This is a genomic window from Micromonospora sp. NPDC000316, assembly GCF_042898885.1.
Taxonomy (GTDB): domain Bacteria; phylum Actinomycetota; class Actinomycetes; order Mycobacteriales; family Micromonosporaceae; genus Micromonospora.
Genome location: NZ_JBIAZG010000007.1, coordinates 14,921 through 39,563, shown reverse-complemented (window position 1 = coordinate 39,563; position 24,643 = coordinate 14,921). Strand labels below are relative to the sequence as shown.

22 protein-coding genes are annotated in these 24,643 nt (G+C 71.3%); 9 read left to right on the top strand and 13 right to left on the bottom strand.

Translation table 11 applies throughout. The annotated features are described in order from the left end of the window. Nucleotides 1-74 precede the first annotated feature (74 nt). Nucleotides 75-1,190 carry an abortive infection protein gene (locus ACFY2Q_RS16655; RefSeq protein ID WP_387131025.1) on the bottom strand — a complete coding sequence of 372 codons (1,116 nt, stop codon included), beginning with the start codon at nt 1,188-1,190 and terminating at the stop codon, nt 75-77. A 33-nt stretch (nt 1,191-1,223) separates the two neighbouring features. Then, a complete protein-coding gene (locus ACFY2Q_RS16650) occupies nt 1,224-2,441 on the bottom strand; it encodes a cytochrome P450 (RefSeq protein WP_387131023.1) in 1,218 nt (405 codons plus the stop codon). Between the two features lie 335 nt (nt 2,442-2,776). Between ACFY2Q_RS16650 and ACFY2Q_RS16645 the strand changes: the two genes are divergently transcribed. From ACFY2Q_RS16645 to rfbH, 4 genes are all read left to right on the top strand, one after another. Beyond that, nucleotides 2,777-4,186 carry a nucleotide disphospho-sugar-binding domain-containing protein gene (locus tag ACFY2Q_RS16645; RefSeq protein ID WP_387131021.1) on the top strand — a complete coding sequence of 470 codons (1,410 nt, stop codon included), beginning with the start codon at nt 2,777-2,779 and terminating at the stop codon, nt 4,184-4,186. 174 nt (nt 4,187-4,360) lie between these two features. Then, nucleotides 4,361-5,383: an alcohol dehydrogenase catalytic domain-containing protein gene (locus ACFY2Q_RS16640; RefSeq protein WP_387131020.1), complete on the top strand. Its 1,023-nt coding sequence runs from the start codon at nt 4,361-4,363 to the stop codon at nt 5,381-5,383. A gap of 315 nt (nt 5,384-5,698) precedes the next feature. Continuing rightward, nucleotides 5,699-6,316, top strand: a complete 618-nt coding sequence (locus ACFY2Q_RS16635) for a TIGR03086 family metal-binding protein (RefSeq protein WP_387131018.1) — start codon at nt 5,699-5,701, stop codon at nt 6,314-6,316. A gap of 119 nt (nt 6,317-6,435) precedes the next feature. Then, complete coding sequence (gene rfbH / locus ACFY2Q_RS16630; protein ID WP_387131017.1) at nt 6,436-7,737, top strand: lipopolysaccharide biosynthesis protein RfbH; 1,302 nt, start codon at nt 6,436-6,438, stop codon at nt 7,735-7,737. Nucleotides 7,738-7,740: 3 nt separating this feature from the next. Here rfbH and ACFY2Q_RS16625 read toward each other — a convergent pair whose 3' ends face one another. Further along, nucleotides 7,741-8,664 carry an NAD-dependent epimerase/dehydratase family protein gene (locus ACFY2Q_RS16625; RefSeq protein WP_387131016.1) on the bottom strand — a complete coding sequence of 308 codons (924 nt, stop codon included), beginning with the start codon at nt 8,662-8,664 and terminating at the stop codon, nt 7,741-7,743. Nucleotides 8,665-8,964: 300 nt separating this feature from the next. Here ACFY2Q_RS16625 and ACFY2Q_RS16620 point away from each other — a divergent pair, with 300 nt between their 5' ends. Both ACFY2Q_RS16620 and ACFY2Q_RS16615 read left to right on the top strand, forming a co-directional pair. Further along, the gene (locus ACFY2Q_RS16620; RefSeq protein WP_387131014.1) at nt 8,965-9,792 is read left to right on the top strand and encodes a BTAD domain-containing putative transcriptional regulator; all 828 of its coding nucleotides are present in this window, start codon (nt 8,965-8,967) and stop codon (nt 9,790-9,792) included. A gap of 164 nt (nt 9,793-9,956) precedes the next feature. Then, the gene (locus ACFY2Q_RS16615; RefSeq protein WP_387131012.1) at nt 9,957-12,125 is read left to right on the top strand and encodes a peroxidase family protein; all 2,169 of its coding nucleotides are present in this window, start codon (nt 9,957-9,959) and stop codon (nt 12,123-12,125) included. Nucleotides 12,126-12,188: 63 nt separating this feature from the next. Here the strand turns inward: ACFY2Q_RS16615 and ACFY2Q_RS16610 are convergent, their stop codons facing one another. Together ACFY2Q_RS16610 and ACFY2Q_RS16605 are read right to left on the bottom strand one after the other, a co-directional pair. Further along, entirely contained in the window at nt 12,189-13,046 is an 858-nt protein-coding gene (locus ACFY2Q_RS16610) for a hypothetical protein (RefSeq protein WP_387131009.1), read from the bottom strand. Between the two features lie 10 nt (nt 13,047-13,056). After that, entirely contained in the window at nt 13,057-13,359 is a 303-nt protein-coding gene (locus ACFY2Q_RS16605; RefSeq protein WP_387131007.1) for a hypothetical protein, read from the bottom strand. A gap of 300 nt (nt 13,360-13,659) precedes the next feature. Here ACFY2Q_RS16605 and ACFY2Q_RS16600 point away from each other — a divergent pair, with 300 nt between their 5' ends. Then, nucleotides 13,660-14,250 carry a hypothetical protein gene (locus ACFY2Q_RS16600; protein ID WP_387131005.1) on the top strand — a complete coding sequence of 197 codons (591 nt, stop codon included), beginning with the start codon at nt 13,660-13,662 and terminating at the stop codon, nt 14,248-14,250. Between the two features lie 19 nt (nt 14,251-14,269). Beyond that, nucleotides 14,270-14,833: a copper resistance protein CopC gene (locus ACFY2Q_RS16595; protein WP_387131003.1), complete on the top strand. Its 564-nt coding sequence runs from the start codon at nt 14,270-14,272 to the stop codon at nt 14,831-14,833. 33 nt (nt 14,834-14,866) lie between these two features. On the opposite strand, the gene ACFY2Q_RS16590 is transcribed toward ACFY2Q_RS16595, so the two are convergent. Together ACFY2Q_RS16590 and ACFY2Q_RS16585 are read right to left on the bottom strand one after the other, a co-directional pair. Further along, complete coding sequence (locus ACFY2Q_RS16590; RefSeq protein WP_387131001.1) at nt 14,867-15,916, bottom strand: zinc-dependent alcohol dehydrogenase family protein; 1,050 nt, start codon at nt 15,914-15,916, stop codon at nt 14,867-14,869. Between the two features lie 88 nt (nt 15,917-16,004). After that, nucleotides 16,005-18,359, bottom strand: a complete 2,355-nt coding sequence (locus ACFY2Q_RS16585) for an AbfB domain-containing protein (RefSeq protein WP_387130999.1) — start codon at nt 18,357-18,359, stop codon at nt 16,005-16,007. A 257-nt stretch (nt 18,360-18,616) separates the two neighbouring features. Between ACFY2Q_RS16585 and ACFY2Q_RS16580 the strand changes: the two genes are divergently transcribed. Next, entirely contained in the window at nt 18,617-19,633 is a 1,017-nt protein-coding gene (locus ACFY2Q_RS16580) for a LacI family DNA-binding transcriptional regulator (RefSeq protein WP_387130997.1), read from the top strand. A 47-nt stretch (nt 19,634-19,680) separates the two neighbouring features. On the opposite strand, the gene ACFY2Q_RS16575 is transcribed toward ACFY2Q_RS16580, so the two are convergent. The 6 genes from ACFY2Q_RS16575 to ACFY2Q_RS16550 are packed head-to-tail and all read right to left on the bottom strand — an operon-like array spanning nt 19,681 to nt 24,541. Further along, nucleotides 19,681-19,989 (bottom strand): DUF2470 domain-containing protein, encoded by a 309-nt coding sequence (locus ACFY2Q_RS16575; RefSeq protein WP_387130994.1) that lies wholly within the window; start codon nt 19,987-19,989, stop codon nt 19,681-19,683. Then, nucleotides 19,986-20,669 (bottom strand): heme oxygenase (biliverdin-producing), encoded by a 684-nt coding sequence (locus ACFY2Q_RS16570; protein ID WP_387130993.1) that lies wholly within the window; start codon nt 20,667-20,669, stop codon nt 19,986-19,988. Before ACFY2Q_RS16570 ends, ACFY2Q_RS16575 begins: the two co-directional genes overlap by 4 nt. After that, nucleotides 20,666-21,586 carry a heme ABC transporter ATP-binding protein gene (locus ACFY2Q_RS16565; RefSeq protein ID WP_387130991.1) on the bottom strand — a complete coding sequence of 307 codons (921 nt, stop codon included), beginning with the start codon at nt 21,584-21,586 and terminating at the stop codon, nt 20,666-20,668. Before ACFY2Q_RS16565 ends, ACFY2Q_RS16570 begins: the two co-directional genes overlap by 4 nt. Then, a complete protein-coding gene (locus tag ACFY2Q_RS16560; protein ID WP_387130990.1) occupies nt 21,583-22,677 on the bottom strand; it encodes a FecCD family ABC transporter permease in 1,095 nt (364 codons plus the stop codon). The genes ACFY2Q_RS16565 and ACFY2Q_RS16560 overlap by 4 nt, the downstream gene beginning before the upstream one ends. Beyond that, nucleotides 22,674-23,693, bottom strand: coding sequence for a hemin ABC transporter substrate-binding protein (locus tag ACFY2Q_RS16555; protein WP_387130987.1), 1,020 nt, complete (start codon nt 23,691-23,693; stop codon nt 22,674-22,676). The genes ACFY2Q_RS16560 and ACFY2Q_RS16555 overlap by 4 nt, the downstream gene beginning before the upstream one ends. Then, entirely contained in the window at nt 23,690-24,541 is an 852-nt protein-coding gene (locus ACFY2Q_RS16550; RefSeq protein WP_387130985.1) for a hypothetical protein, read from the bottom strand. Before ACFY2Q_RS16550 ends, ACFY2Q_RS16555 begins: the two co-directional genes overlap by 4 nt. Nucleotides 24,542-24,643 lie beyond the last annotated feature (102 nt).

Genomic DNA, 24,643 nt, shown 5'->3' with positions numbered 1-24,643 from the left:
CGGGTGCCGACGCGGGCGCGGCGGGCTGCGGTGACTGTGGTTGTCGGCCGGACCGCGATGGACCGGCCGGAGGTTCAGCGGCGGGCCGCCTGGAAGCCGAGGTGCGCGTAATGGTCGGCGATGGCGTGGAAGGACTCCTTCGGCTCGACCCGGTACGTCGACGCCGTGTCGGCGAAGTCGTCCCGGATCGTCTTGACGATCGCCATGCTCGCGGTGTCCAGGTCGAGGCGGGGATCGGCGGAGTGCGGGTGGGTCGGGTGGATGAACTCCGAAACCCACACGCCGTTCACCCCGGCCTGCTCGAACAGCTCGAACATCCGCAGGTGGTACGCCGCCTGACGACCCTCGTCACGGATCACACCGTCGAACACGAGCGGCGTCGGACCGGACCGGTCCACCACGTCCCAGAAGAAGAACGCCTTTTCCTCCGCACCCTGATAGGTGGCGGTGCCGAACTCGGCGACCTGGATGGGCAGCCCCCAACGGCGGTAGCCGTCGAGCACCGCATGGTGCTGCTCCGGCGTGTGGTGGGTGGGCAGGTACTGCCACATCAGCCCGATCCGGTCGAACAGCGACCAGTCGACCTGCTCGAAGGGCGCTGCCGAATAGCTGACCGGCCCGGCGAACGCCTGCTGCGCCACCTTGCTGGCCCGCGCCAGAAACTCGTTGAGCCGCGGCGACGCCTCCGCGAAGTCGATCTGGCCGGTCGGGTGGAGCAGGTGATGGTCCGCGTCCGCGTACGCGTTGGCCATCCGCTGGTGGTACTGCTCGCCGTCGGTGATGCCCGGGGTGAACAGCAGGTGCACCGCGCCGACGGTCAGGTCGATCCGGGCGTCCTGCTGGCGCAGCGACTCGGCCAGCCGGGCGGCCTCGGCGAGGTGGTCGAGCACCTCACCCTGCGGCCGGTCCACCAGCCGGGGCTGCAACCGTACGTGCAGGTCCCGCTCGATCGCGGCCTCCGCGGTCTCCCGCAGCCGCTCCAGGTCGGTGCCGTAGATCGTGATGGAGTTGCAGTTGAGCTGATCGCTGATCAGGCTCAACTCCTCAAGCATCTGGCGTCTGCTCCACGCCATCCGGGACAGGTCGCCCTGGCCGGTGGCGAAGTTCGTGCCGGTGTCGTAGGCGATGCCGCGATACTCCAGGGCCTCGCCGGTCGCGTCACCGGCTTGGCCGGTGCGGGGCTGTGCCATGCTGCTCCTTCGCCTCGTAGCCGTCAGGGCCGGTCACCACTGCACGGGCAACTCGTACAGCCGTTGCAGGGTGCCGTCGTTGTTGTTGCTGGGCAGGTTGTCGAGCGGGACCGCCGCGCGCAGGTTGGGCATCCGCTCGACGAGCGTCTTGAAGGCGATCTCCAGCTCCAACCGGGCGAGGTTGTCGCCGGGGCAGCGGTGGATGCCGTGGCTGAACGAGAAGCTGGGCTTGGCGGACCGGCGGATGTCGAACGTGTTCGGCTCCTGGACGTGCGCCGGGTCGAAGTTGACCCCGGCGCAACTGATCAGGATCCCCTCGCCGCTGCGGATCACGTTGCCGTCGCCCAGGTCGATGTCCTCCACCGCGACCCGGGCAAAGGCCTCGACGAGGGAGACGTAGCGCAGAATCTCCTCGACGGCGGCCGGCACGATCTCCGGGTCGGCCCGCAGCGCCTCCCACTGCTCGGGGTTGTCCAGCAGCGCCATCGTGCCCAGCGAGATCACGTTGGTGGTGGTGTCGGTGCCGGCCACGAGCATCGCCATGGCGATGTGCACGAGCTCCGAGCGGGTCAGCTCACCCGTGTGCAGGTGGTTGGCGATCAGGTCGTCGAGCAGACCGACGGCACCGGCGCCCGGGTCGTTCTCCTTCTTCTGGATCAGCCGGTCGAGGTACTCGCCCAGCTCGGTGGTGGCCTCGTCGGCCAGCTCCGGCACGAAGAGCTTGTGCGCGGGCGTCTCGAAATCCTCGTGCTCGTCGTACGGCACGCCGAGCACCGTGCTCATCACCATCGAGGGCACCGGCTGGGCGAACATGCTCACCAGGTCCGCCGGCGCGCCGTGGCGCATCATGTCGTCGAGCTTCTCGTCGACGATGCGCTGGATGTCCTCGCGCAGCAGCGCGGTACGCCGCAGCGTGAAGCTCGGCATGATCATCGAGCGTTGTTTGGTGTGCTCCGGAGGGTCCACCCCGAACAGGACGTCCGCGTAGCCGCTGTCGACGACCTTCTCGAACTCTTCGTTCAACAGTGGATAGTTGCCGTGGTACGGGCGGATCGACACCCGCCGGTAGTCGGAGAGCACCGCCCTGGCCTGCGCCGCTCCGGTGACCAACCAGGCAATACGTCCGTTGTAGAGCTTGACCTTGGTCATCGGGCTGTCCGCCCGCAGGTCGACGTGTCGGGCTGACGGCCGGTACGGGCATTCCCGGGGGATCGGGAAGGCCGGCGGGTCGACGGCTTCGGTAATCGCCATGGGTCACCCCTCACTGCCCACGGGTCGCCGCACGCGTGTTGGCACACATGTCGCCCGCAGGATCCGATGTCGTCCGGCGCTCATCGTCCAACCGGCCGCGAACGGACAGCAACTTCCCGATTGCCCACCGTCAACCGGGCGGGCTGCCGGTCGGACGAACCGGTGCGGGCCTGCGCACAGCAGGAGAAGCCGGGCCGGCGTGGTGTCGGCATCCTGATCACCAGGCCGGCGACCGCCGTGCCGGTGCCGGTGCGGTGTCCGTGCCTGCCCGAGTGGGGTGTGCCGTGCCCGGACGCCGAGGACCGACAGTCACCCCGCGTGCCCGAGGAGGACCCGTGCGTGTCTTGATAACCGTCTATCCAGCCGTGGCTCATCTGTACCCCGTCGTGCCGTACGCCTGGGCTTTGCAGAGCGCCGGGCACGAGGTCCGGGTCGCGTCCCACGCCGGCTTCGCCGACACCATCGCCAGCACCGGCCTGGTCCCGGTCGCGCTTGGCGACGCGGGGTCACCGGAGCCACGACTGCGCGACGACGCCCGCCAGCCACCGACGCCGGAGAACGTCAACGCGTACGCGCGGGCCATGGGCCTGAGCCCGGAGGAGCGCGAGCACTGGATCGCCTTCTACCAGTGGAACCTCAACCCGGCTTCGGACTACGTCCGCGCGGACCTGCCCGACGCGCCGGATCTGGTCGAGTTCGCTCGCGCCTGGCGTCCGGACCTGGTGCTGTGGGATCTGGTCTTCCCGGCCGGTGCGGTGGCGGCGCGGGCCGCCGGCGCGGCACACGGCCGGCTGCTCGGCAGCAACCTGGACTACTTCGCGTTCAGCCAGGAGCGGCTTGCCGCGCATCGGGACGCCGTGCGCAGCGCCGGGCTCGCCACCGACCCGCTCGGCGACCTGGTCCGCCCGCTCGCCGAGCGGTACGGGATGACGGTCGACGACGAGCTCCTTCTCGGACAGTTCACAGTCGACCCGCTGCCCAAGGGGCTCAGCCTCTCCACCGCCACCTCGAAGGTGGCGGTTCGCAAGGTCCCCTACACCGGCGCGTCGGTCTTCCCGCGCTGGCTGTACGCCCGGCCGCAGGGGCGGCCCCGTGTCGCGTTGTCGCTCGGCGAGTCCACCCGCCGCTACGTGGCGGGCGACTGGGGTCGTACGCCCAAGCTGCTGGCCGCCCTGGCCGAGCTCGACGTCGAGGTGGTCGCCACGCTCAGCCCGCTGCAACTGGAGGCCGTGGGCACGTTGCCGGACAACGTACGTGCGATCGAGTGGGTGCCGCTCACCCAGTTGCTGCCCACCTGCGACGTTCTCGTGCACCACGGCGGCATGGGAACGCTCAGCTCCGCCATCGCCGCGGGCATCCCGCAACTGGTCTGTGACACCGACGACTCGCTGCTCTTCCGCCCCGCGTCGGCGGCCCCGGCCGAGGCCGACAGCGGCACCTACCGGGCCGGCCGGGAGTTCGGCGCCGAGACCGGGCAGGCGGCCGAGGAGGCGGCCGGTTGGCTGCACCCGGAGAAGAACCTGCTGGCCACGCCCTGCGCCAGCTACGTCACCGACCAGGGCGCCGGGGTCCGGCTCGACCACCAGAAGCAGTCCGTCGAGGAGATTCGGGCGGACATCCACCGGGTGCTCAGCGAGCCGGCCTTCCGGGAGGCCGCGACAAGGCTGCGCGACACCTGGCAGGCGATTCCCAGCCCCGCCGAGATCGTTCCGGCGCTTGTGGCGTTGGCCGACCGTCGGCCCTGACCGGCCGTCGCCGTGATGCGGCAATCGCAAGGATGTAGCGCCGGTCGGGCCGGGGCGAGCATGCAGGAACGGCGCGGGCGGACGATCGTCCGCCCGCCCGCGCCGCCGGTCTGACGCCGTGGCGTTCGGACGGAACCGATTTCGAGTCGTGCACAGGACGGGTGGTGGTTGGTGATGAGAGCGGCGGTTGTGCCGGGAGTCGACGTTGCCTGGGAGTTGCGTGAGGTGGCGAACCCCGAGCCGGGACCCGGCGAGGTTCTCGTTCGCGTACGGGCCTGCGGGGTGTGCGTCAACGACGTACTCGCCACCCGGGGGATGCTGCCCTTCCCGGCGATCGAGCCGGCCGTCACCGGGCACGAACCGGTCGGCGAGGTGGTCGACGTGGGTGCGGGGGTGACGAGCCGGCGTCCCGGTGACCGGGTCGGTGTGACCTGGGTACGGTCCGGCTGCGGCAGGTGTGACTACTGCCTGCGCGGCCTGCCGGTGACCGGGCAGACCGCGCTGAACTGCCCCGCGCCGACGACCACCGGGTTCACCGCACCCGGCGGGCACGCCGAATATCTGGTGGCTGCCGCCGAGTCGACGGTGCTCCTGCCCGACGGGCTCGCCTGGGAGCTGGCTGCCCCGGTGATGTGCGCCGGTTACACCGCCTGGTCGGCGCTGCGCGCGGCGGAGCCCCGCCCGCACGACAGGGTGGCCGTGATCGGCATCGGCGGCCTCGGCCACCTGGCCCTTCAGTACGCCAAGGCGTGCGGGCACGAGACCATCGCGGTCACCGGCTCGGCGGACAAGCACGAGGCGGCCCGCCAGCTCGGCGCCGACCTGGTGGTCGCCGACGGGGACCAGTTGCGCGCCGCGGGCGGCGCCGACGTGGTCCTGCTCACCGCCCCGTCCCACCGGGCGGCCGCCGCCTGCCTCGCCGGGCTGCGGGTGCAGGGGCGGATGGTGCTGGCCGGCATCGACGGCGCCGAGCCGTTCACCATCCCGCCGGCCATGGCCTACCCGTTCTTCGCGCAGGGGCAGCGGATCACCGGCGCCACCCATGGTGGCCCCCACCTGCTACGGGAGGCGCTGGACCTGGTCGCGGCGGGCAAGGTCACCCCGTGGGTGGAGACGTTCGAGGCGCACCGGGTGGCCGAGGCCGTCGACCGCGTCGCCAAGGGCGAGGTGCGGTTCCGCGCCGTCGTCGAATACTGACGCCGCACGGCCCACCCATCGCACGCCGTCGGGCGGCGTCGTCGGACGGCCGCGTCGTCGGTGCCGGCGTTGCCGGAGCGGCGTTGCCGGAGCGGCGTTGCCGGAGCGGCGTTGCCGGAGCGGCGTTGCTGAGTGGCGTTGCTGAGTGGCGTTGCTGAGTGGCGGCGTTGCCGGGCAAATCGGTGGACGACACGCCGAACCGGGCGTTCCGCCGATGATTTTCGCGCCTGCCGACCGTCGTACAGGTAGTGCCCCGGTGCCGCCAGGACTGGCGTCCGCCGGGGCCACCTGACGTCGAGTGGCAGGAGAGCGGTTATGTCAACGGTCAAGCCTGGACGGACAGCCGATCCGTCGGTGCGTGGTGCGGGGCTCACGGCGGAGGAGCAAGCCGTAGCCGACCGGTTCGCCCGGCTCGGCGCGCAGTTCGCCGACCGGGTCGCCGCGGTCGGAGCGGACGCGTGGTCGGGGCCGACGCCCTGCACCGAGTGGACCGTGCGTGACCTCGTCGCGCACGTCGTCGAGATGAGCGAGATCCACCTCAGCATGGTCGACCTGCCGGTGCCGGAGGGCCCCGGCGTGGACGTCGACCCGTACAAGGCGTTCGTGCGCGTACGGGACCAGATCGAGACCAGCCTGAACGACCCCGAGCAGGCCCGCGCGGAGTTCGACGGGCGGTTCGGCCTGCGCACCTTCTCCCAGGCGATCGACAGCGCGGTCTCCACCGAGCTGGTCGTGCACGGCTGGGACCTGGCCCGCGCCACAGGCCAGGACGAGCGGATCGACCAGTCCGACATCGACAAGGCGTGGGAGTCGCTGCGGATGGTTGGGGAAGAGGTGGTGCGCAGCCGCATGGTGAGCGGGCCCGCCCTCGAGCCGCCGCCCGGCGCGGACGAGCAGACCAAGCTGTTGGCGTACCTGGGGCGCCGCGCCTGACGGGCCGCACCGCCGGCCGGGACGGCCCGGCCGGCGGTGCCTCCACCGTTCCTCGACGGATCCTCGACCGGTGGCGTTGACCATGGGCGTACCGATCGTGGAGCGGAGAGGGTGCGAACATGACGTCGCTGAAGGATCTGGTGCTCGAACAGACCCGCAAATACCACCGGGAGAAGGAGTCGACAGACTTCGTGCCCGGGATGACCCCGATCCTGTCGTCGGGGGCGGTGCTCGACGAGGACGACCGCGCCGCCTTCGTCGAGGCCGCACTGGAGATGCGGATCGCCGCCGGGATCAGCGCGCGGCGCTTCGAGAGCGCGTTCGCCGCCTACTACAAGCTGCGCAAGGCGCACCTGGTCAACTCGGGCTCGTCGGCGAACCTTCTCGCGCTGACCGCGCTGACCTCCCCGAAGCTCGGTGAGGCACGGCTGGGGCCCGGCGACGAGGTGATCACGGTGGCCGCCGGCTTCCCGACCACTGTCAACCCGATCCTGCAGAACGGCTTGGTGCCGGTCTTCGTCGACGTGGAGTTGGGCACCTACAACACCACCGCCGAGCGGGTCGCCGAGGCGATCTCGCCGCGTACGCGGGCGATCATGATCGCGCACACCCTGGGCAACCCGTTCCCCGTCGCGGAGATCGCGGACCTGGCCACCGAGCACGATCTTTATCTCGTCGAGGACAACTGCGACGCGGTCGGTTCGACGTACCGTGGCCGACTGACCGGCACCTTCGGCGACCTCACCACTGTGAGCTTCTATCCGGCGCACCACATCACCGCCGGCGAGGGGGGTTGCGTGTTGACCGGCAGCCTGGAGCTGGCCCGCATCGTCGAGTCGCTGCGGGACTGGGGCCGGGACTGCTGGTGCGAGCCCGGCACCGACAACACCTGCCTCAAGCGGTTCGACTACCAGTTGGGCACCCTGCCCGCCGGCTACGACCACAAGTACGTCTACTCGCACGTCGGCTACAACCTGAAGGCCACCGACCCGCAGGCCGCGCTCGTACTCAGTCAGTTGCGGCGGCTGCCGGAGTTCATCGAGGCCCGGCGGCGCAACTTCCGCCACCTGTACGAAGGGCTCGCGGACCTGCCCGGCCTCCTGCTGCCGCAGGCGACCCCGGACAGCGACCCGAGCTGGTTCGGCTTCCCGATCAGCGTGCGGCCCGAGGCCCCGTTCACCCGCCAGGAGCTGGTGGCGTGCCTGGAGGACCGGAAGATCGGCACCCGGCGGCTCTTCGCCGGCAACCTGACCCGGCACCCGGCGTACCAGGACGTGCCGTGCCGCATCGTGGGGGACCTGGCCAACTCGGACTTCGTCACCGAGCACACCTTCTGGATCGGCGTGTACCCCGGCATCACGCTGGAGATGGCCGACTTCGTGATCGACACCATCCGCACCTTCGTGACCGGGCGGCACTGACGCTCAGCCCTGCTCCCACAGGGCCTCGATCGACTCCCGGACCCCGGTTCGGGGGGTCCACCCCAGTAGGCGTCGGGCCGCGCGGATGTCGGCTCGCGTCCACGGGCCGCCGTTGCTGGGCACCGGGGCGTCGATAAGGGACACCGCCTCCGGTCGGATGCCGGACGTCGCCAGCAGGACCCGGACCAGGTCCCGGACGTCCTCGGCGACGCCCCGCCCGATGTTGATCGCCTGCCCGGTGACGGGGGCGCGGGCCGCCAGCACCACCGCCTCGGCCAGGTCGCGGGCGTCGACGAAGTCCCGGCGGGCTGCGGCGACACGCACCGTCAGCCCCTCCGGGCCGGCCCGTCGCAGCCGGTCGCGCAGCGCCCCCAGGAAACTCGCGGGAGTGGTGTACGGGCCGTACACGTTCACCGCCCGCAGCACCACGGCGTCCACCGTGCCGGCCTGCGCCGCCCGGAGCACGATCCCGCTGCCGGCCCGCTTCACCCGGCCGTACGCGGTGTCCGGCCGGAGGTCGGCTGTCTCGCTGACGCTTGTGCCCGCGAGCTGCGGACCGTACTCGTGGACCGAGCCGATGTGCACAAGCCGGGGCCGGGTCTCCATCGCGCCGAGGGCGGCGACGAGCCGGCGGACGAGCTGGACATGCCCCCGCTTCAGCTCCTCGGGGCGTGCCCACCCGCCAGCGGCGTTCACCACCGTGTCCACGCCCTCGGCGGCGAGGATCCGGGCCAGGTCGGCGGGCGCGGTCGCGGCGACGTCGAGGGGCAGCGGAGCGGCGCCGACGTCGGGCAGCGGCGTCCGGGCGACGGCGAGGACCCGGTCGCCGCGCCGGGCATACGCCGCGCAGACGGCCCGCCCGACACAGCCGGTCGCGCCGAGCACGGCGACTCGCCTCGGGCCGTCGTCGGTCGTCGCGTCGATCATCGCCACACCTCCATACGGCCCTGCGTCAGGTGGCGGGACGGCAGGCGCCCCGCCGCCGCCGCGCCGGGCCGTGCGGGGCGGGCGGGGCTCGGGTACGTCGGCGGGGCCGACAGGTGGTGGCAGCGTAGGTCGTGCCGCTCGACGGCTGGTTGAACCGTGATCGAGGGCTGTCGCACGCGCCCCGGTGGGCGGCGGGCACGGTAGAGGATGCGGACGCGACGTGCCGCCGATGACCATAAACATCCGCTCACGTCGACACGAGCAGGGGCGCGCGTGAAAGCTACGGATCAACCTATCGAGATGGCCGTGCTGGGACCAATGTCCGTACGCGTGCGGGGAGTCGACTGGACGCCGACGGCGCCGAAGGTGCGCAACGTCCTCGCCGTGCTTATCGCGCACGCCGACCAGTTGGTGCCCGCGTCCTCGCTGAGCACCGAGCTGTGGGGGGACGACCCACCGGCCAGCGCGTCGACCACAGTGCAGACGTACATCCTCAGCCTGCGCAAGCACCTCGCCGCCGCGACCGGCTGGCCCGCGGCGGTGGTAAGCACCGACCTCCTGGAGACCCGCACCGGCGGGTACCTGCTGCGTAGTCGTCAGACCGGTTTGGACCTGCGCCGGTACGAGCTGCTGGCCCTGCGGGGGCGGCAGGCGCTGGCCGACGGGGACGACGACAGGGCCGTGCGGCACCTGTCGGAGGCGCTGCGGCTGTGGCAGGGACGGGCGTTGGTGGACGTGACAGTGGGCCGGCTGCTGGAGGCGCGCCGCCGGCAGTTGGAGGAGTCCCGGCTCGTCACCCTGGAGTATCTGGTCGACGCCGAGCTGCGGCTGGGCATGCACCGCGAGGTGCTGACCGAGCTGGCCGCCCTGATCGTCGAGAACCCGCTGCACGAGGGGCTGCACGCGCAGTACATGTGGGCGCTGCACCTCAGTGGTCGGCGGGCGCAGGCGCTTGAGGTCTTCCACCGGGTGCGGGGCAACCTCGTCACCGAGTTGGGCCTCGAACCCGGTGCTCCGGTCCAGCGCCTGCATCAGGCGATCCTCAACGCCGACAACGACGTGGACGCCTGGTCGTCGCAGCGTAGGCCCTTCGTGGGGACGCGGCCGTCGCCGGCCGGCCGGCCGTGACCGACTGCTGATCGCCCCGCTCCGCAAGGCGGAAGAAGCGTCCGCGTACGGGGGGCGACGACACTACCGGGGAGATCGACAGTTGCACGTGGCGCTCGGCGCCAGCGACGGGGTCGCCAGTCTCCGTCCCATCGTTTTCGTCAATTCAAGGGAAGGAGAGGGGCATGCGCGTAGCCGTATCCGGCCGACGTGGCCGGGCCCGATCAACCAGGGCGGCCCAGGCCGGGGTCGTCGCACTAGTGGTGGCTGCCGGGGTGGGGCTCAGCGGCCCGGCCCACGCCGGCAGTGGCGGCTCGGACCGGATTCTCGGCCTCTGGGAGGTGCAGAGCATCGACGGCTCCGGCAACAACCGGGCCAACCCCAGCTGGGGAAAGATCGACACCATCTACCCCCGGGTCGGGCCGGCCTGGTACGCCGACGGAATCAGCGAGATCGTCGACCTGCCGCCCGAGCGGTACGTCAGCAACCGGATCTTCAACGACGCCGACGTGAACATCTACTCGCCGAACCAGGTGAGCCAGTGGGGCTTCGTGTGGGGCCAGTTCGTCGACCACTCGGTCGCCCAGCGGCTCGGCCGGCGCCTGGTCAGCCCTCCGGGTGAGACCCGCAACATCGTGTTCGACAACTCCGACCCGATGGAGTCGTTCCGCAACGACATCGGCATCGTCCCGTTCGACAGGTCCCGCCCCGCCGACGACACAGGCGTCACCACGCCCCGGGAGCATATCAACACGGTCAGCTCCCAGCTCGACGCCGCCGCCGTCTACGGCAACAGCCACGACCGGCTGGACTGGATGCGTGAGGGCGTCGTCGACGGCGATCCGCGCAACAACAAGGCCAAGCTGCTGATGCCCGGCGGTTATCTGCCCCGACGGGACACCAGGGGGGACGCCTCCACGGCGCCGAACATGGTCGCCGGTGGGCAGCTGTTCAACACCCCGGAGAAGGCAGCGGTCGCCGGTGACCAGCGCGCCAACGAGAACCCGGGTCTGCTGGCCATTCAGACGCTCTTCGCCCGGGAACACAACCGGATCGTCGCGCAGCTGCCGAAGTGGCTCTCCGAGCAGGACAAGTTCGAGATCGCCCGTGCGGTGGTGATCGCCGAGAAGCAGCACATCACCTACACCCAGTTCCTGCCGTCGCTCGGCGTCGAGTTGCCCCGCTACACCGGCTACAAGCCCGGCGTGGACCTCTCGGTGAGCAACGAGTTCGCGACCGTCGGATATCGCGCGCACAGCCAGATCCGCGGCGACTTCCGGCTTGAGGCCGAGGTCGGCAGGTACAGCCAGCAGACCCTCGACCGGCTGCGGGAGTTGGACGTCGAGGTGACGGTGCAGGGCAACACGGTCCGGCTGATGATTCCGTTCGGCGAGGACGCCTTCTTCAACCCCGACCTGCTGGAGCTGCTCCAACTCGGACCGATGCTGCAGGGCGTCGGGCTGCGTCCGCAGACCCGCAACGACGAGTTGATCAGCAACATGCTGCGCAGCTTCCCGTTCTTCATCCCCGTGCCGGGCAACCCCACCTGCTCCGACGACCCGGCCCTGCCGGCGTGCCTGCCGGGCCGCAACGACCTGGGCTCGATCGACATCGCGCGAAGCCGCGACCACGGCATGCCGAGCTACAACGACATGCGCAGGGCCTACGGGCTACCGGCCAAGTCGTCGTTCAAGGCGATCACCGGCGAGCGGTCGGAGGCCTTCCCGGCCGACCCGAAGCTCACCCCCGGTGCCGAAATCGACGACCTGGACAGCCTGGACTTCACAGCCCTCTACAACGGCGCCGGTAAGCGCACGACCGTGGCGGCCGACGACGCCGTACGCGCCGAGCGTCGTACCCCGCTCGCGGCCCGACTCAAGGCCGTGTACGGCAGCGTCGACCGGCTCGACGCGTTCGTGGGCATGTCGGCCGAGCCGAACCTGCCCGGCAAGGAGTTCGGTGAGCTGCAGTTGGCGATCTGGCGCAAGCAGTTCACCGCGATGCGCGACGGGGACCGGTTCTACTACGGCAACGACCCGCTGCTCCCGCTCATCCGCGCGGCTTTCAAGATTGACTATCGGAAGTCGCTCGGCGACATCATCGCCCTGAACACCGACGTTCCTCGATCCAAGCTGGCGGCCGACGTGTTCCGTACGCCGCAGGGCCAGCACCGGTCCGTCCGTGCTCCCGGCGGCGAGAAGCTGCTGCCCGGCAGCGGGACGCGTGGTCTCGGCTTCGGTAAAGCCGGCTCCGCGAAATCGTCCGGGTCCCTGCTGATTCCGCCGGGTCTGGCACCGAGCGGCTCGGGGGCGCGGGCACCCCGGCGCGCGCCGCGCCGCGACAACCGTCCCTAACCGCTTACCGATCGGGCCGGGTGCGTCGCGCACCCGGCCCGATCCACGGGCTCACCCGACCTGTCAGGTCGAGTCGGTGACGGTGTCCCGCGCCGCGTCACGTTTCGGGGCGCTGCCGGTGGGCGTGCTGTCCGTCTGGTGCTGGGTCGCCAGGAGGGCGAGCAGGCGCATGTTGTCGTGCGAGAGGCTTCCGGGGTCGGTGGTGTAGACGAACAGCGTCTGCTCCTCGTCGCCGGGCAGCGCCAGCGCCTCGTACCGGATGGTGATGGGGCCCACGGCCGGGTGGCGCATGTGCTTGATGCCGTGCGTGCGCTCGTGCACGCGGTGGCCGTTCCACCAGGTGCGGAATTCGGGGCTCTTGATGGTCAACTCCCCGACCAGTTCGTTTAGCTGAGGGTCGTCGGGGAACCGCCCGGCGTAGAGACGCAGGGTGCCGACCACCTCGGCCGCCACTGTCGGCCAGTTGAGAAAGGCGTCCCGGGCAGCCGGGTCGAGGAAGACCCACCGGGTGTAGTTGCGCTGCCGGGACGGCAGGCGTGTCCAGTCGGTGAGCAGGGCGCGTGCCAGCACGTTCGAGGCGAGGACGTCCGTGCGCCTGCCGACGACGAAGGCCGGGTGGTCGACCATCGGATCCGCGTCAACCTGGTCGAGCCGGGCTATCTGCGCACCGACTTCCTGCGCACCCACAGCCTGCGTCTGCCCGAGCAGGCCGCCGACGGCTACGACGGCATCCGCGAGATGACCGCCAACCACCTCGCCATGCCCGGCACCCAGCTCGGTGACCCCGCGAAGGCCGCCACCGCCATCATCACTATCGCCCGAACCGGCGCCGCGCCCCTGCACCAGGTCCTCGGCTCCGACTCGTACGCGCTGGCCACCGCCCACGTCCAGAACCTCGCCACCGACATCGAAGCCGGCCACGCCGGCGGGGTCAGGCGTCGGGTGGGTTCCGGCGCGAGACCGCCACCAGCAGAGCCGTCACCGCGCCCCGGTTGTGCAGCGCCCGCAGCGGGAGAGCGGCCAGCCACAGCACGTCGCCGCACCCGACGGTCTGTCGCGCGCCACTTACCGCCTCCAGCTCGACCTGGCCCTGCTCGATCACGACTATCGCGTCCCGCCAGTCGGCCTCGTCGTAGTCGAGCGCCCCGCCCGGCGGCAGGGCCACCACCCGCATCCCCATGTCCGGCCCGAGCCGGGAGCGCAGGAAGGAGAACGGTCCCTCGCCATCGTCCATCAGCAGGCGGCACGCAAGTCGTGCGGACCGCGTGCGCGGTCCAGTGGGGCTCGGGTCGCCTGAACCACTGTCACGTACCACTCCCCGGTCGTCTGTCGGCCTCGTGCCGTGCTTGCAGATATGACGGCCGGACGCGGGAAAAGTCATCGCCTCCCGCCGCCGGACCGCAAGCGGAACGCCGTTTTTGGGCCGTGGGGCCAAATCCGGCCGCCACACGTGCGCAACCGGGAAGAAGAGTGACGGCGCGGTGACATCTAGTGTGCTTGCTGGGATATCCAGCCACCTGGATGGAGTACACACATGAGCGTGGCCAAGGAAAGCACCTCGCGTCGCGGACTGCTGGGTGCGATCAACGGACCGCACCATCGCACGGTCCTCTGGTTGTACATGGCCGTCGTGCTCGCCCACTGGGCCGAGCATCTGGTGCAGGCCTTCCAGATCTGGGGGCTCGGATGGGCCCGCCCGCAGGCACGTGGCGTCCTGGGCATGCCGTTCCCGTGGCTGGTCAGCTCGGAATGGCTGCACTACGCGTACGCGATCATCATGCTTATCGGCCTGTTCGCCCTGCGTGGCGGATTCGTCGGCCGGGCGAAAACCTGGTGGACCGTCGCCCTGGTGATCCAGTTCTGGCACCACATCGAGCACCTGCTGCTGCTGTTGCAGGTCCAGATGGGTTTCCTGCTGCCCGGGACGACGGTCCCCACCAGCCTGGCGCAACTCATCGTGCCCCGCGTCGAGCTGCACCTGTTCTACAACTCGATCGTCTTCATCCCGATGCTTATCGCGATGTACCTGCACCTGCGGCCGAACGACGCTGAGCTGCGGCAGATGCAGTGCACCTGCGCGCCCCGGAACGAGCGCCGGCTGACCCTCGCGTCGTCCGTCGGCTGAGCGGGTCGTCTTGTCCGCCGTGCGCCGTACCCTGGCGGTCGCCACCGCCCTGGCCTCCGTCGGGATCGCCGCCGTCGTCGCTCTCGCCGTCCGGCAGTCGGACGGCGAACCGGCCCGCGTGCTGGCGGTGACCCCGGCCCGCGACGCCGTGCTGGCGACCACACCGGACGAGATCACCCTGCGGCTCTCGACAAGCGCCGACCCGGTGCTGTCGCACGTCACCGTCCGCGACAGCACCGGGGCCACGGTCAACGACGGGCGGGTCCGGACGGCCGGGGAGACGGGGTTACGCCAGCCGGTCCGCGTCACCCTGGCCGGTGACTACAGCGTCGCCTACCACGTCACATTCACCAACGGGCATGACGACAGCGGCGCGCTGCGGTTCAGTGTCGGCACCGGCACGGTGCCCCGCGACACCGGCAAGATCCTCGACGCCATACCGGACACCGACGGGCACGCCCACGGCGTCGACCCGTTCGGCGCCACCCTGCTGGTCGCCGACGGGATCGTGCTCATCGTCGTGCTCGTCCTGCTGCTGCGCCGACGTCGCGCCGTCGCGGTGGAGCCAGCGGGTCGCGGATAGGCGTCGCTGGCCGAGAGCGGCGCGTGGCCCCGCTCACCGCGGGCGGATGAGACACATTCCGCCCGTGGTGGGCCGGTCCATCGAGGCCAACGCGTCGGGTACGTCGTCGAGGCCGATGGTGCGGGTGACCAGGTCGGCCGGGCGCAGCACGCCGGCGGTGACCAGCCGCAGCAGCTCCGGGTAGGCGTGCGCGGCCATGCCGTGGCTGCCACGCAACTCCAACTCGTACGCGATCACGACATCCATCGGCAACGCCGGACGGCCCTGGACGGCGGGAAGAAGCCCGACCTGGATGTGGCGTCCCCTGCGCCGCAGGCTCTCGATCGAGGCGGCGCAGGTGGCGTGACTGCCCAGGGCGTCAAGCGACAGGTGCGCTCCGCCCCCGGTCACGTCGCGAACGGCGGCGGCTACCGCGCCGGGGCCGGTGAGGGCGCCGCCGTCGAGGCAGACAGTGGCCCCGAGGCTCCGGGCCAGGTCGAGTGCGCCACTGGCGATGTCGACCGCCACCACCCGCGCACCGCAGGCCACGGCGATCATCACGGCGGACAGCCCCACACCGCCGCAGCCGTGCACCGCCACCCACTCACCAGCGGCCACCCGCCCCTGCTGCACCACCGCGCGGAACGCCGTGGCGAACCGGCAGCCGAGCGCCGCCGCGGCCGGGTAGCCCAGGTCGTCGGGGAGCCGGACCAGGTTGACGTCGGCGTCGTGCAGCGCCACGTACTCGGCGAAGGACCCCCAGTGGGTGAAGCCGGGCTGCGTCTGCCGCTCGCAGACCTGTTGGTCGCCGGCGAGGCAGGCCGGGCACCGCCCACACGCGCACACGAAGGGCGCGGTGACCCGGTCGCCGGGCCGCCAGCCGCGTACGTCGGCGCCGACCGCCGTGACGACACCTGCGAACTCGTGACCGGGGACGTGGGGTGGGCGGATGTCCGAATCGTGCCCCTGCCATCCGTGCCAGTCGCTGCGGCACAACCCGGTGGCCTCGACCCGGATGACGGCGCCTCCGGGCGGCGGCGCTGGGTCCGGGACGTCGCGGACCTCGGGGAGGGCTCCGAACTCGTCGAAGATCACGGCGCGCATGGCCCGTATCCTCACATGTTCGCTGGGCTGCTGGTTCAGCTGCCCGCCGGGGCCGGCCAGGTGTGGTCGACCCCGGCGGACACGCCGGTCAGGGCGCCCAGGGCGCGGCGATGTTCCAGGTGCTGTCGGCGGTCCACAGCGCAGGCGTGTTGTACGCGTCGCCGCCGGCGCCGTTGCTGAGCCAGACCTCCGAGTTGTAGTGCCGCAGGAACTTGCCGCGGAAGTTGTACGACTCCAACGAGACACCGCTGCCGGTCAGACCGACCCGGGCGCACCAGGTGGCATCGGCACGCAGCAGCGCGGACCCGTCGTTCGGCGAGTTGCGCACCCGGGACTCCTGGTGGCGCAGGTACTGCCCGGGGAAGTTGACCGACTCGAACGAGTAGCAGTTGGCGTCGGCCAGGCCGGGTCGGATGGTGTACGTGGCGTCGTTCTTGAGCAGTGCCGAGCTGCCCGCCTCGACCACCTCGGTGTACGCCATGCTGTTCTGGTGGCGCAGGTACCTGTTCGTGTAGCCGGGAGTGGTCACCTGCAACGACCGCCGGGTGTTGAGCGGCAGGGCGACGGGCGCCGAGCTGCCGATCGACTTCGAGGCGTTGATGAGGGCGGTGTTGGCGGCGCGTACCCGGGCCTGGTCCATCTTGACGACCTGCCGGTCGTAGGTGAGGAAGCCGTTCAGCTCGCCCTCCTGATCGGTGATCTCGGTGTAGACGGAGGCGCTGAGCCCCTTGCCGAGCATCAGGTTCTGCGTGCCCTGCACAAGCCCCACGTAGCGGTCGGTGAGCACCGCCGACGTGGGCTGCCACTCGTAGGCGAAGAACTGGCCGTTGGGGCTGTATTCGTGGCCGGGCACGTGCAGGCCCAGGCCGCCGAACTCGCCGAGCACGGCGATGCGGCTGGCCGAGGGTGAGGGGGAGTCCGGGCCCAGGTAGACGTGCCAGTCGTCGATGTCGCCGTTGCCGGGGTTGCCGAGCGACTGGCAGCAGTTGTAGCCGCTGTGGGTGTTGACCAGGCGGGTGGGGTCCTGGTTCTTGATGTTCTGCCCGACCCGCCGGGTGTCGGCCAGGTTCCGCTCACCCCAACCCTCGTTGTACGTCGTGTAGGCGACGACCGCCGGTGAGCTGCGGTGCTCGTCGACGATCTCCCGCGCCTCGGTCTCGAACTGCGCCTGCTGGGCGTCGTTGGCGTCGACGTCCTGTGCTGTCATCGACGGGATGTCCTGCCAGACGAGCAGGCCGAGGCGGTCGGCGTGATAGAACCAGCGCTGCGGCTCGACCTTTATGTGTTTGCGGACCATGTTGAAGCCGAGGTCCTTGTGCTTCTGCAGGTCGAAGGCGAGTGCCGCATCGGTGGGCGCGGTATACAGCCCGTCCGGCCAGAAGCCCTGGTCGAGGGTGCCGACCTGGAACACGAACTGACCGTTGAGCTTGGGGCGCAGCACCCCGTTCACCAGGCCCGTGGTGATCTCCCGCATGCCGAAGTAGTGACCGGTGCGGTCCACAGTCGCGCCGCTGCCGTTGCGCAGCGTGACCCGCAGGTTGTAGAGGAACGGGTCGTCGGGTGACCAGCGGCGCGCGTTGGGCACCGGCACGCTGAACTCGGTGAAGCCGCCGGTGGCCGAGCCGACCACTGTGGTGCCGTTCAGCGCCTCGGCGAGCACGCTGTGGCCGCCGACGTCGCCCCGGGTGAAGACCCGTACGCGCAATGTGTTGTTCGTGAGGTTCGGATAGACGTCAACGCTGCTGATCGACGCAGCGGGCACCGGTTCCATCCACACCGTCTGCCAGATGCCGGAGCTGGGTGTGTAGAAGATGCCGCTGGGTGTCTTGGTCTGCTTGCCGATCGCCGGAAGGCTGCTGTTCTGCCGGGTGTCGGTGGGGTCCCACACCTTGACGACGATCTCGTTCGAGCCGGCACGCAGCTGCGGGGTCACGTCGAAGCTGAAAGCGTCGTAGCCGCCGGTGTGCGCGCCGACGCGTACGCCGTTGACCCAGACGGTGCTCTGCCAGTCGACAGCGCCGAAGTGCAGCAGCGTCCGTCGGCCCGACCAGTTCGGCGGGACGGTGACCGTACGCCTGTAGAAAAGGTAGTTGCGGTTGTCGTTGGCGGCCCGCTGGATCCCGGAGAGGGCGCTCTCCACCGGGAACGGCACGTTCACCCGCTCGGGCAGGTTGGTGCCGAACTGTGGGGCGTCGTCGGTGGCGGACTGGCGCAGCTGCCACTCACCGTTGAGGTTGAGCCAGTCCGGTCGGGTCATCTGCGGTCGCGGGTACTCCGGCAGTGGTGTGCCGACAAGCGCCTGACTGGTCCAGGGGGTGGTCAGCGGCGGCGTCTTGGCCGGCGCGGCCTGTGCCTGACGGGTCGGCGCGGCGAGTACGCCGGCGACCAGGGTGAGGATGAGGAGCAGGGGCAGGGCGGGGCGGATGGGGACTCGACGTGTCATGCCGTCTCCGGGGGACGAGTCGCCGCGGGCGGTGCAGCTGGCCCGAAGCGCGCGGGCGGTGGGCATCCGGTGGTCGCTGTGCGGGGTGGGATGGCGGCGGGTTCCTACGGCGACGACCGGCAACATTGTTGACACCCGTCGTTACATATATAACGTTATAGAGGAGGGTGGACCTGCGGTCAATCCTTGTTCGTCGATGCATACTCAGATGTCCGCGCCGACCGCCACACTCGGGTGGCTCCGGAAAGGGTGGGTCGATGGGCGTGAGCCTGAAGGACATCGCCGAGCGCGCGGGTGTCTCGCTGGCCACGGTGTCCAACGTGGTCAACGGATACCGGCCGGTGGGGGAGCGGACCCGCCAGCGCGTGCAGCAGGCGGTCGACGAGCTGGGCTACAGCCCCAACCTCAGCGCCCGGCACCTGCGTCGCGGGCGTACCGGGCTGATCGCACTGGCCATCCCGGAGCTGACAAACCCCTACTTCGCCGAGCTCGCCGAGATCGCCATCCGGGAGGCGGCCGGGCTCGGCTACACACTGGTCATGGAGAACACCGCCGCGGACCGCGACGCGGAGCGGCTGCTCCTGGACGGCTCACGGCGGCAGATCATCGACGGTCTGATTCTCAGCCCCGTGCGCGTCGGCCGCGCCGAGGTGCTCGACCGCAGGGCCGGCACCCCACTGGTGCTCATCGGCGAGGGCGTCTACGACACCCCGTACGACCACATCGCCATCGACAACGTGGCCGCGAGCCACGCCGCGATCCGGCACCTGGTGGCGATCGGCCGCCACCGGATCGCGTTCATCGGCGCGCCACCCGGCGACGAGCGGCAGTCGGCGCAGTTGCGCCTCCGCGGCTACCGGGAGGCCCTGGCCGCAGCCGGCCTGCCCTACAGCCCTCAGTTGGTAGCCCGCACCGACGGGTTCGACCGGATGGAGGGCAGGCGCACCATGCGGGACCTCCTCGCCCTCGACGAGCCACCGGACGCGGTGTTCGGCTACAACGACCTGATCGCGATCGGCGCGCTGCGTGCCCTCACCGAGGCCGGCCGCCGGGTGCCCGAGGATGTCGCTGTGGTCGGCATCGACGACATCGAGGAGGGGCGGTTCGGCGCGCCGACGCTCACCACAATCGCACCGGACAAGGAGGCGATCGGCCGGCTGGCGGTGCGGCGCCTCGTGGCCCGGATCGAGAGCACACCGGTGGCCGGCCCGCTCACGGTGCAGACGCCGTTCCGGCTGATCCGCCGGGAGAGCACCGCCGCGCGGGCCGGCTGAACCGGCCCGCGCGAGCCACCACACCGGCCCGCAGACGCGTGGCGCTGTCAGCCGGCGGGGCGGGGTTCGATGCCGAGCTGTCCGCAGGCCTCCCGGTACATCCGGACCACCTCGCGGCGGATCTCGGCACGTTCGGTGAGCCGGTGGGCGAACGGGACCCGGACCGCCACATCGAGGCCGTCCACCGTGGCCACGAAGTCCATCCCGTCGGCGTCCAGACCGGTCGTCCGGGCCTGGGTAGCCGTCGGGCAGCCGCCGAGAGAGCGGCAGATCAGCAGGGTGTCCGCGGCGTGGTCGTCGTTCATGTGCCGGCTGACGGCAGCGACCACGTCCGGGCCGAACGGCTGCCCGCTCATGCCACGGCCGCCGTGGCATCGATGCCGCCACCGGCCGGCACGTGTCCGGCCAGCGCGGCGAAGACGTCGGTGTTGTGCTGGTATGCCACGAGTACCTCCTCCAGCAGCGCGTTCGCCGTCGCCTCGTCGAGCGGCAGCGCGTCCAACCGGGCCCGGTAGGCGTCCTTGTACACCTTGGGGCGCGGGATGTCGTCGAAGCGGTAGAAGGCGACCCCCGCTCCGTCGTCGAGGCCGTAGTGTCGGACCACCGACCGGCCGATGTGCAGGCCGCCGGAGAGGTCGCCCAGGTAACGGGTGTAGTGGTGGGCGATGAAGCGCTCCGGCGAGTCCGCGCAGACCTCCCGGATCCGGTCTACGTACGCAACGGTGGCCGGAGTCCGTACGGTCCGGTCGGCCCAGTCGGGGCCGACCAGGTGCGCCAGGTCCGCTTCGAGGGCGGGGAGCCGGATCAGCGCGGCATCGACGAAGGGCCCGGCCAGCGGATCGTCGCGCAGCCGGTCACCGGCGGCCTCCAGCGCGGCGTAGATGGCGTGGTGCTGCACCACCAGGTCGGCGTATCCGGCCAGGTCGAGCTCTCCGGCCAGCAGGGCGGAGACGTACCGCTGGGACTCCGCGGTCTCGTGGGCTCCCGCGCTGGCGGCCCGGACGCGGGCCGAGAACGGGGTCGTGGTGACAATCATGTCTTCTCCGAAGTGGCGGTAAGGCCGGTCGATGGCGTCGTTGACGGGTGCGCGGCGGGGCGGTGGCGGAGGGGTACGACCAGCGGCAGTTGGTTGCGCGGGTGCGGGACGACCTCGATGTCGTGCCGGTACACCTCGCTGAGCAGCGCGGCGGTGAGCACCTCGGCGGGTGGGCCGACGGCGCGGACCCGGCCGTCGCCGAGCAGGGTGATCACATCGGCGTACGCCCCGGCCAGAGCCAGGTCGTGCAGCACGACGACGACGGCGTCCCCGTCTGCGGCGCGATCCCGGGCGATCCGCATGACCAACTCCTGATGGTGCAGGTCGAGCGCGGCGGTCGGCTCGTCGAGCAGGAGGACCGCGGCGCGCTGGGCCAGCACCCGGGCCAGCGCGGCGCGGGCCTGCTCCCCACCGGAGAGCGACGGGAACTGCCGGGAGGCGAGGCGGGCGACGTCGCACAGGCTCATGGCCTCGGCGACGATGGCGTCGTCCTGCTCCTCCTCGGGCAGACCGGCCCACGGCGCCCGTCCCATCCGGACCGTCTCCTCGACGGTGAAGGGGAAGCTCAGGGTGCTGCGCTGGGTCAACACCGCCCGGCGCATTGCCAGCTCCGCCGGTGACCACTCCCGCAGCGCGCGGCCGTCCACCTCGATGGTGCCGGTGGCCGGCAGATCGCCGCTGATCGCGGCCAGCAGGGTGGACTTGCCGGCGCCGTTCGGGCCGACCAGGGCGTGCACCTCGCCGGCGCGTACCCGCAGGTCGACCTGGTCCAGCACGGGCCGGCCGGCGCGCTGCACCCGTAGTCCGGCGACGTCGATGCGTACGTCCGGGGTGTGGGTCGGCGCGTGCGGCGGGGCGGTCCGGCCCCGGCCGAACAGCCGGAAACGTCCGGCGCCAATCCGTTCGGTCCGGCTCATCCCCAACCTCCGGAGCGTTCCCGGGTGCGCCGCAGCAGCCAGAAGAACGCCGGCCCGCCGACCACCGCCGTGAGCACGCCGAGCGGAAGTTCCTGGTGCTCGACGATGGTACGGGCGAAGAGGTCGGCGAGGACCACCACGATCGCGCCGCCGAGCGCGCTGGCCGGCAGCAGTACCCGGTGGCCCGGCCCGGCGACCATTCGCACCAGGTGCGGGACGACCAGGCCGACGAAGCTGATGATGCCGGTGAAGGCGACCGCGGCTGCCCCGAGCAGCGCGGTGACCACGATCATCCGGATCCGCAGCCGCTCCACGTCGACGCCGAGGTGCCGGGCCGAGCGCTCGCCGAGCGCGAGCAGGTCGAGCCGGCGGGCGTCGACGAGAGCGACGGCCAGACCGAGTGCCAGGCACGGCGCGGCCAGATAGACCGCCGACCAGTTGGCCTGGGCCAGGCTGCCGAGGTTCCAGAAGGCGATGGACTGTACGCCGGACTCGTCGGCGACGAACATGAGCAGCCCGATGGCCGCCCCGGCGACCGCGTTGACCGCGACGCCGGTGAGCACCAGGGTCACCACCTCGGTCCGGCCGTTGGACCGGGCCAGCAGGTAGACCAGGTATGTGGTGACGAGCCCACCGGCGAACGCGGCCGCCGGCACGGTCCAGGCGCCGAGGACGGTGACCCCGGCGGCGATGGCCAGCGCGGCGCCGACGGCGGCTCCGGCGGAGACGCCGATGACACCTGGCTCGGCCAGTGGGTTGCCGAAGACGCCCTGCATGATGGCCCCGGCGGAGCCGAGCGCGGCGCCGACCACGGCGGCGAGCACCACCCGGGGAAAGCGGACGATCCAGAGCGCGTTCTCGCCCTGCGGGGCGGCCGGCAGGCTGCCGACGTCCAGACCGAGCCGGTGCAGGATCGAGCCGAGCACCTCGGCCGGGGAGATCTGGACCTGCCCGCGGCCCGCCGCGACCAGGGCGACCGCCAGCAGGGCGAGCGCGAGCCCGGCGACCAGCAGCCGGCCACGCCGGGGGTGCTTCCCGGCGGGGCGTGCGGGGCCTGGCCGTGCGACGGGACGTGTGTCCACATCGGTCATGACGCCGCTCCGCACGCGTGTACGGCGCGGGCCAGGGCCTGGACGGCCTGCCCGGAACGGGTGCCGAAGGTGAGCAGGACACCGTCGTCCATGTCGACGATCCGACGGGCGGCACCAGCGGGGGTCTGCGCGACGCCGGGGAGTTTCAGCAACCCGTCGACACCGCCGACGGATGCCAGCCCACCGCTCATCACCAGGATCACGTCCGGGGCGGCGTTGATCAGGCCTTCGCTGGTCAGCGGACGGAACTTCGACAGCCCGATCGCGCTGCCGGCGTCCTCGCCGCCCGCTGCCTCGATCATGGCGTCGGATCCGGCGCCCTCGCCGCCGATCAGGTACACACCGGCGGTGCCGCGCAGGTAGAGGAAGGCGATCAGGGGTGCCGTGTTCCGGGGTACGCCGCGCTTCGCCTCGGCGATCTCGCCTTCGACCCGGCTGACGAGCTGGTCGCCGGCCTCGACGACGCCGAGAGCGGCGGCGACCGCGCGGACGTGCGCTCCCACCCCGGCGAGCGTCTGCTCGGCGTCGACCAGCACGACCGGGATCCCGGAGGCGCGGAACTGCTTGAGCGCCTCCGGTGGGCCGATGCTGTCGTCGGCGATGATCACGCTCGGGTTCAGGTCGAGCACCGCCTCGGCGGAGAGGTCGTGCCCGGCCGGGGTGACCACGGGCAGGTGCGCGGCGGCGGGGAAGGTGGTGGCGGTGTCCCGGCCGATGACGTTGCCCCCGAGGCCGAGACTGAACACGATCTCGGCGATCGAGCCGTACAGGTTCACCGGCAGGATCCGGTCGGCGTTGGTGACCGTGGTGCGGACGCCGTCGGCGGAGGTAATGGTCACCGGCAGGGCGGGAACCGGTGTCGGGGTGAGCGGTGTGACGTCGGACTGGCCGACGGTGGCGGTGACCGGACCGCAGGCGGTGGCCGACGGCGCGGCGGCGGTCTGCTCGGCGCAGCCGAACGCGGTGCCGGCGAGCAGGACGAGCAGGGCGGAGAGGACGGCGGTGCGGCGGTTCACTGGGCCAGCTTCCGTCGCCGGCGGCGCAGTCCGATCAGGAGCGTCACGAGCACGAGGAACGCGCCGAGCGCGACCGGCCACCAGCGGCCGACGTCGACGTTCGATGCCGCGCTGACCCGGGTGACCTCGGCCTGCGTGGGCGCGGTGCCGACGGTCGGGGCGGTGCCACCCGCGTCGACCGGTGCGCCGCCTGTCGCACCACCGCCAGCGGTGGTCCCGGGGGCCGACGGGAGCGCCGCGGTCGACGGCCCGGCGGCAACCGTGCCGGCACCGCCCGGCTGGGCCGCACCGGCGGCGGTGCCACTGCCGGTCGTCGGTGGTGCCGCGCTGCTGCGGCTCGGTGCGGGCGCGGCGGCGAAGGTCACCGGCACCCGTACGTCCTGGGATCGGTCGGCGGGTCGGGTGTGGTCGGCGCGGGTGGCGACCACGCACCGGCGAACCGTGCAGTCGACGTCGCCGATCGTCGGGGTGATCTTCACGGTGACCCGGAACGAGCCACCCGAGCCGTACGGGGTGGCCAGGTCACCCGCGTAGCTGGGCGGGTTGTTCGAGATCCAGTGCGAGGCGCCGAGGCTGCCGCTGGTGTCGGCTCCGCCGCCGCAGGGTGTCGGTGTCTGGCCGGCGCCGTTGTCGACGCAGTATCCGACGTAGATGCCCTTGGTGGTGTCGTACCCACTGCCGGTGACGGTGACGCTCGTCCCGGCCCGGCTCACCCCGGTGCTCGGAGTGGCGGTGAGGGTCTGACCTCCGGGGCCGCGGGCGGTGCCGGCGTATGCCGGAAGCGCACCGACGACGACACTCACCGTAATCAAGGCGGCGGGCAGAGCGGCGCGACGCAGTGCTCGCATCGGACTCCTCACAAGATGGATCACCAGGGGGAACTGACTAAGGTTTGGCTAACCTAAGTTAGAAACACGCAGGTCACAAGGGGTTCTTCGGATGAAGATCTT

Excerpts from the sequence above, each read along its gene's own strand:
- ACFY2Q_RS16590 (WP_387131001.1), bottom strand. The coding sequence starts at position 15,916 with ATGCGCGCCGTGATCTTCGACGAGTTCGGAGCCCTCCCCGAGGTCCGC.
- ACFY2Q_RS16580 (WP_387130997.1), top strand. The coding sequence starts at position 18,617 with ATGGGCGTGAGCCTGAAGGACATCGCCGAGCGCGCGGGTGTCTCGCTG.
- ACFY2Q_RS16615 (WP_387131012.1), top strand. The coding sequence starts at position 9,957 with ATGCGCGTAGCCGTATCCGGCCGACGTGGCCGGGCCCGATCAACCAGG.
- ACFY2Q_RS16625 (WP_387131016.1), bottom strand. The coding sequence starts at position 8,664 with ATGATCGACGCGACGACCGACGACGGCCCGAGGCGAGTCGCCGTGCTC.
- rfbH (WP_387131017.1), top strand. The coding sequence starts at position 6,436 with ATGACGTCGCTGAAGGATCTGGTGCTCGAACAGACCCGCAAATACCAC.
- ACFY2Q_RS16635 (WP_387131018.1), top strand. The coding sequence starts at position 5,699 with ATGTCAACGGTCAAGCCTGGACGGACAGCCGATCCGTCGGTGCGTGGT.
- ACFY2Q_RS16570 (WP_387130993.1), bottom strand. The coding sequence starts at position 20,669 with ATGATTGTCACCACGACCCCGTTCTCGGCCCGCGTCCGGGCCGCCAGC.
- ACFY2Q_RS16550 (WP_387130985.1), bottom strand. The coding sequence starts at position 24,541 with ATGCGAGCACTGCGTCGCGCCGCTCTGCCCGCCGCCTTGATTACGGTG.
- ACFY2Q_RS16640 (WP_387131020.1), top strand. The coding sequence starts at position 4,361 with ATGAGAGCGGCGGTTGTGCCGGGAGTCGACGTTGCCTGGGAGTTGCGT.
- ACFY2Q_RS16655 (WP_387131025.1), bottom strand. The coding sequence starts at position 1,190 with ATGGCACAGCCCCGCACCGGCCAAGCCGGTGACGCGACCGGCGAGGCC.
- ACFY2Q_RS16650 (WP_387131023.1), bottom strand. The coding sequence starts at position 2,441 with ATGGCGATTACCGAAGCCGTCGACCCGCCGGCCTTCCCGATCCCCCGG.
- ACFY2Q_RS16575 (WP_387130994.1), bottom strand. The coding sequence starts at position 19,989 with ATGAGCGGGCAGCCGTTCGGCCCGGACGTGGTCGCTGCCGTCAGCCGG.
- ACFY2Q_RS16560 (WP_387130990.1), bottom strand. The coding sequence starts at position 22,677 with ATGACCGATGTGGACACACGTCCCGTCGCACGGCCAGGCCCCGCACGC.
- ACFY2Q_RS16565 (WP_387130991.1), bottom strand. The coding sequence starts at position 21,586 with ATGAGCCGGACCGAACGGATTGGCGCCGGACGTTTCCGGCTGTTCGGC.
- ACFY2Q_RS16585 (WP_387130999.1), bottom strand. The coding sequence starts at position 18,359 with ATGACACGTCGAGTCCCCATCCGCCCCGCCCTGCCCCTGCTCCTCATC.
- ACFY2Q_RS16605 (WP_387131007.1), bottom strand. The coding sequence starts at position 13,359 with ATGGACGATGGCGAGGGACCGTTCTCCTTCCTGCGCTCCCGGCTCGGG.
- ACFY2Q_RS16600 (WP_387131005.1), top strand. The coding sequence starts at position 13,660 with ATGAGCGTGGCCAAGGAAAGCACCTCGCGTCGCGGACTGCTGGGTGCG.
- ACFY2Q_RS16620 (WP_387131014.1), top strand. The coding sequence starts at position 8,965 with ATGGCCGTGCTGGGACCAATGTCCGTACGCGTGCGGGGAGTCGACTGG.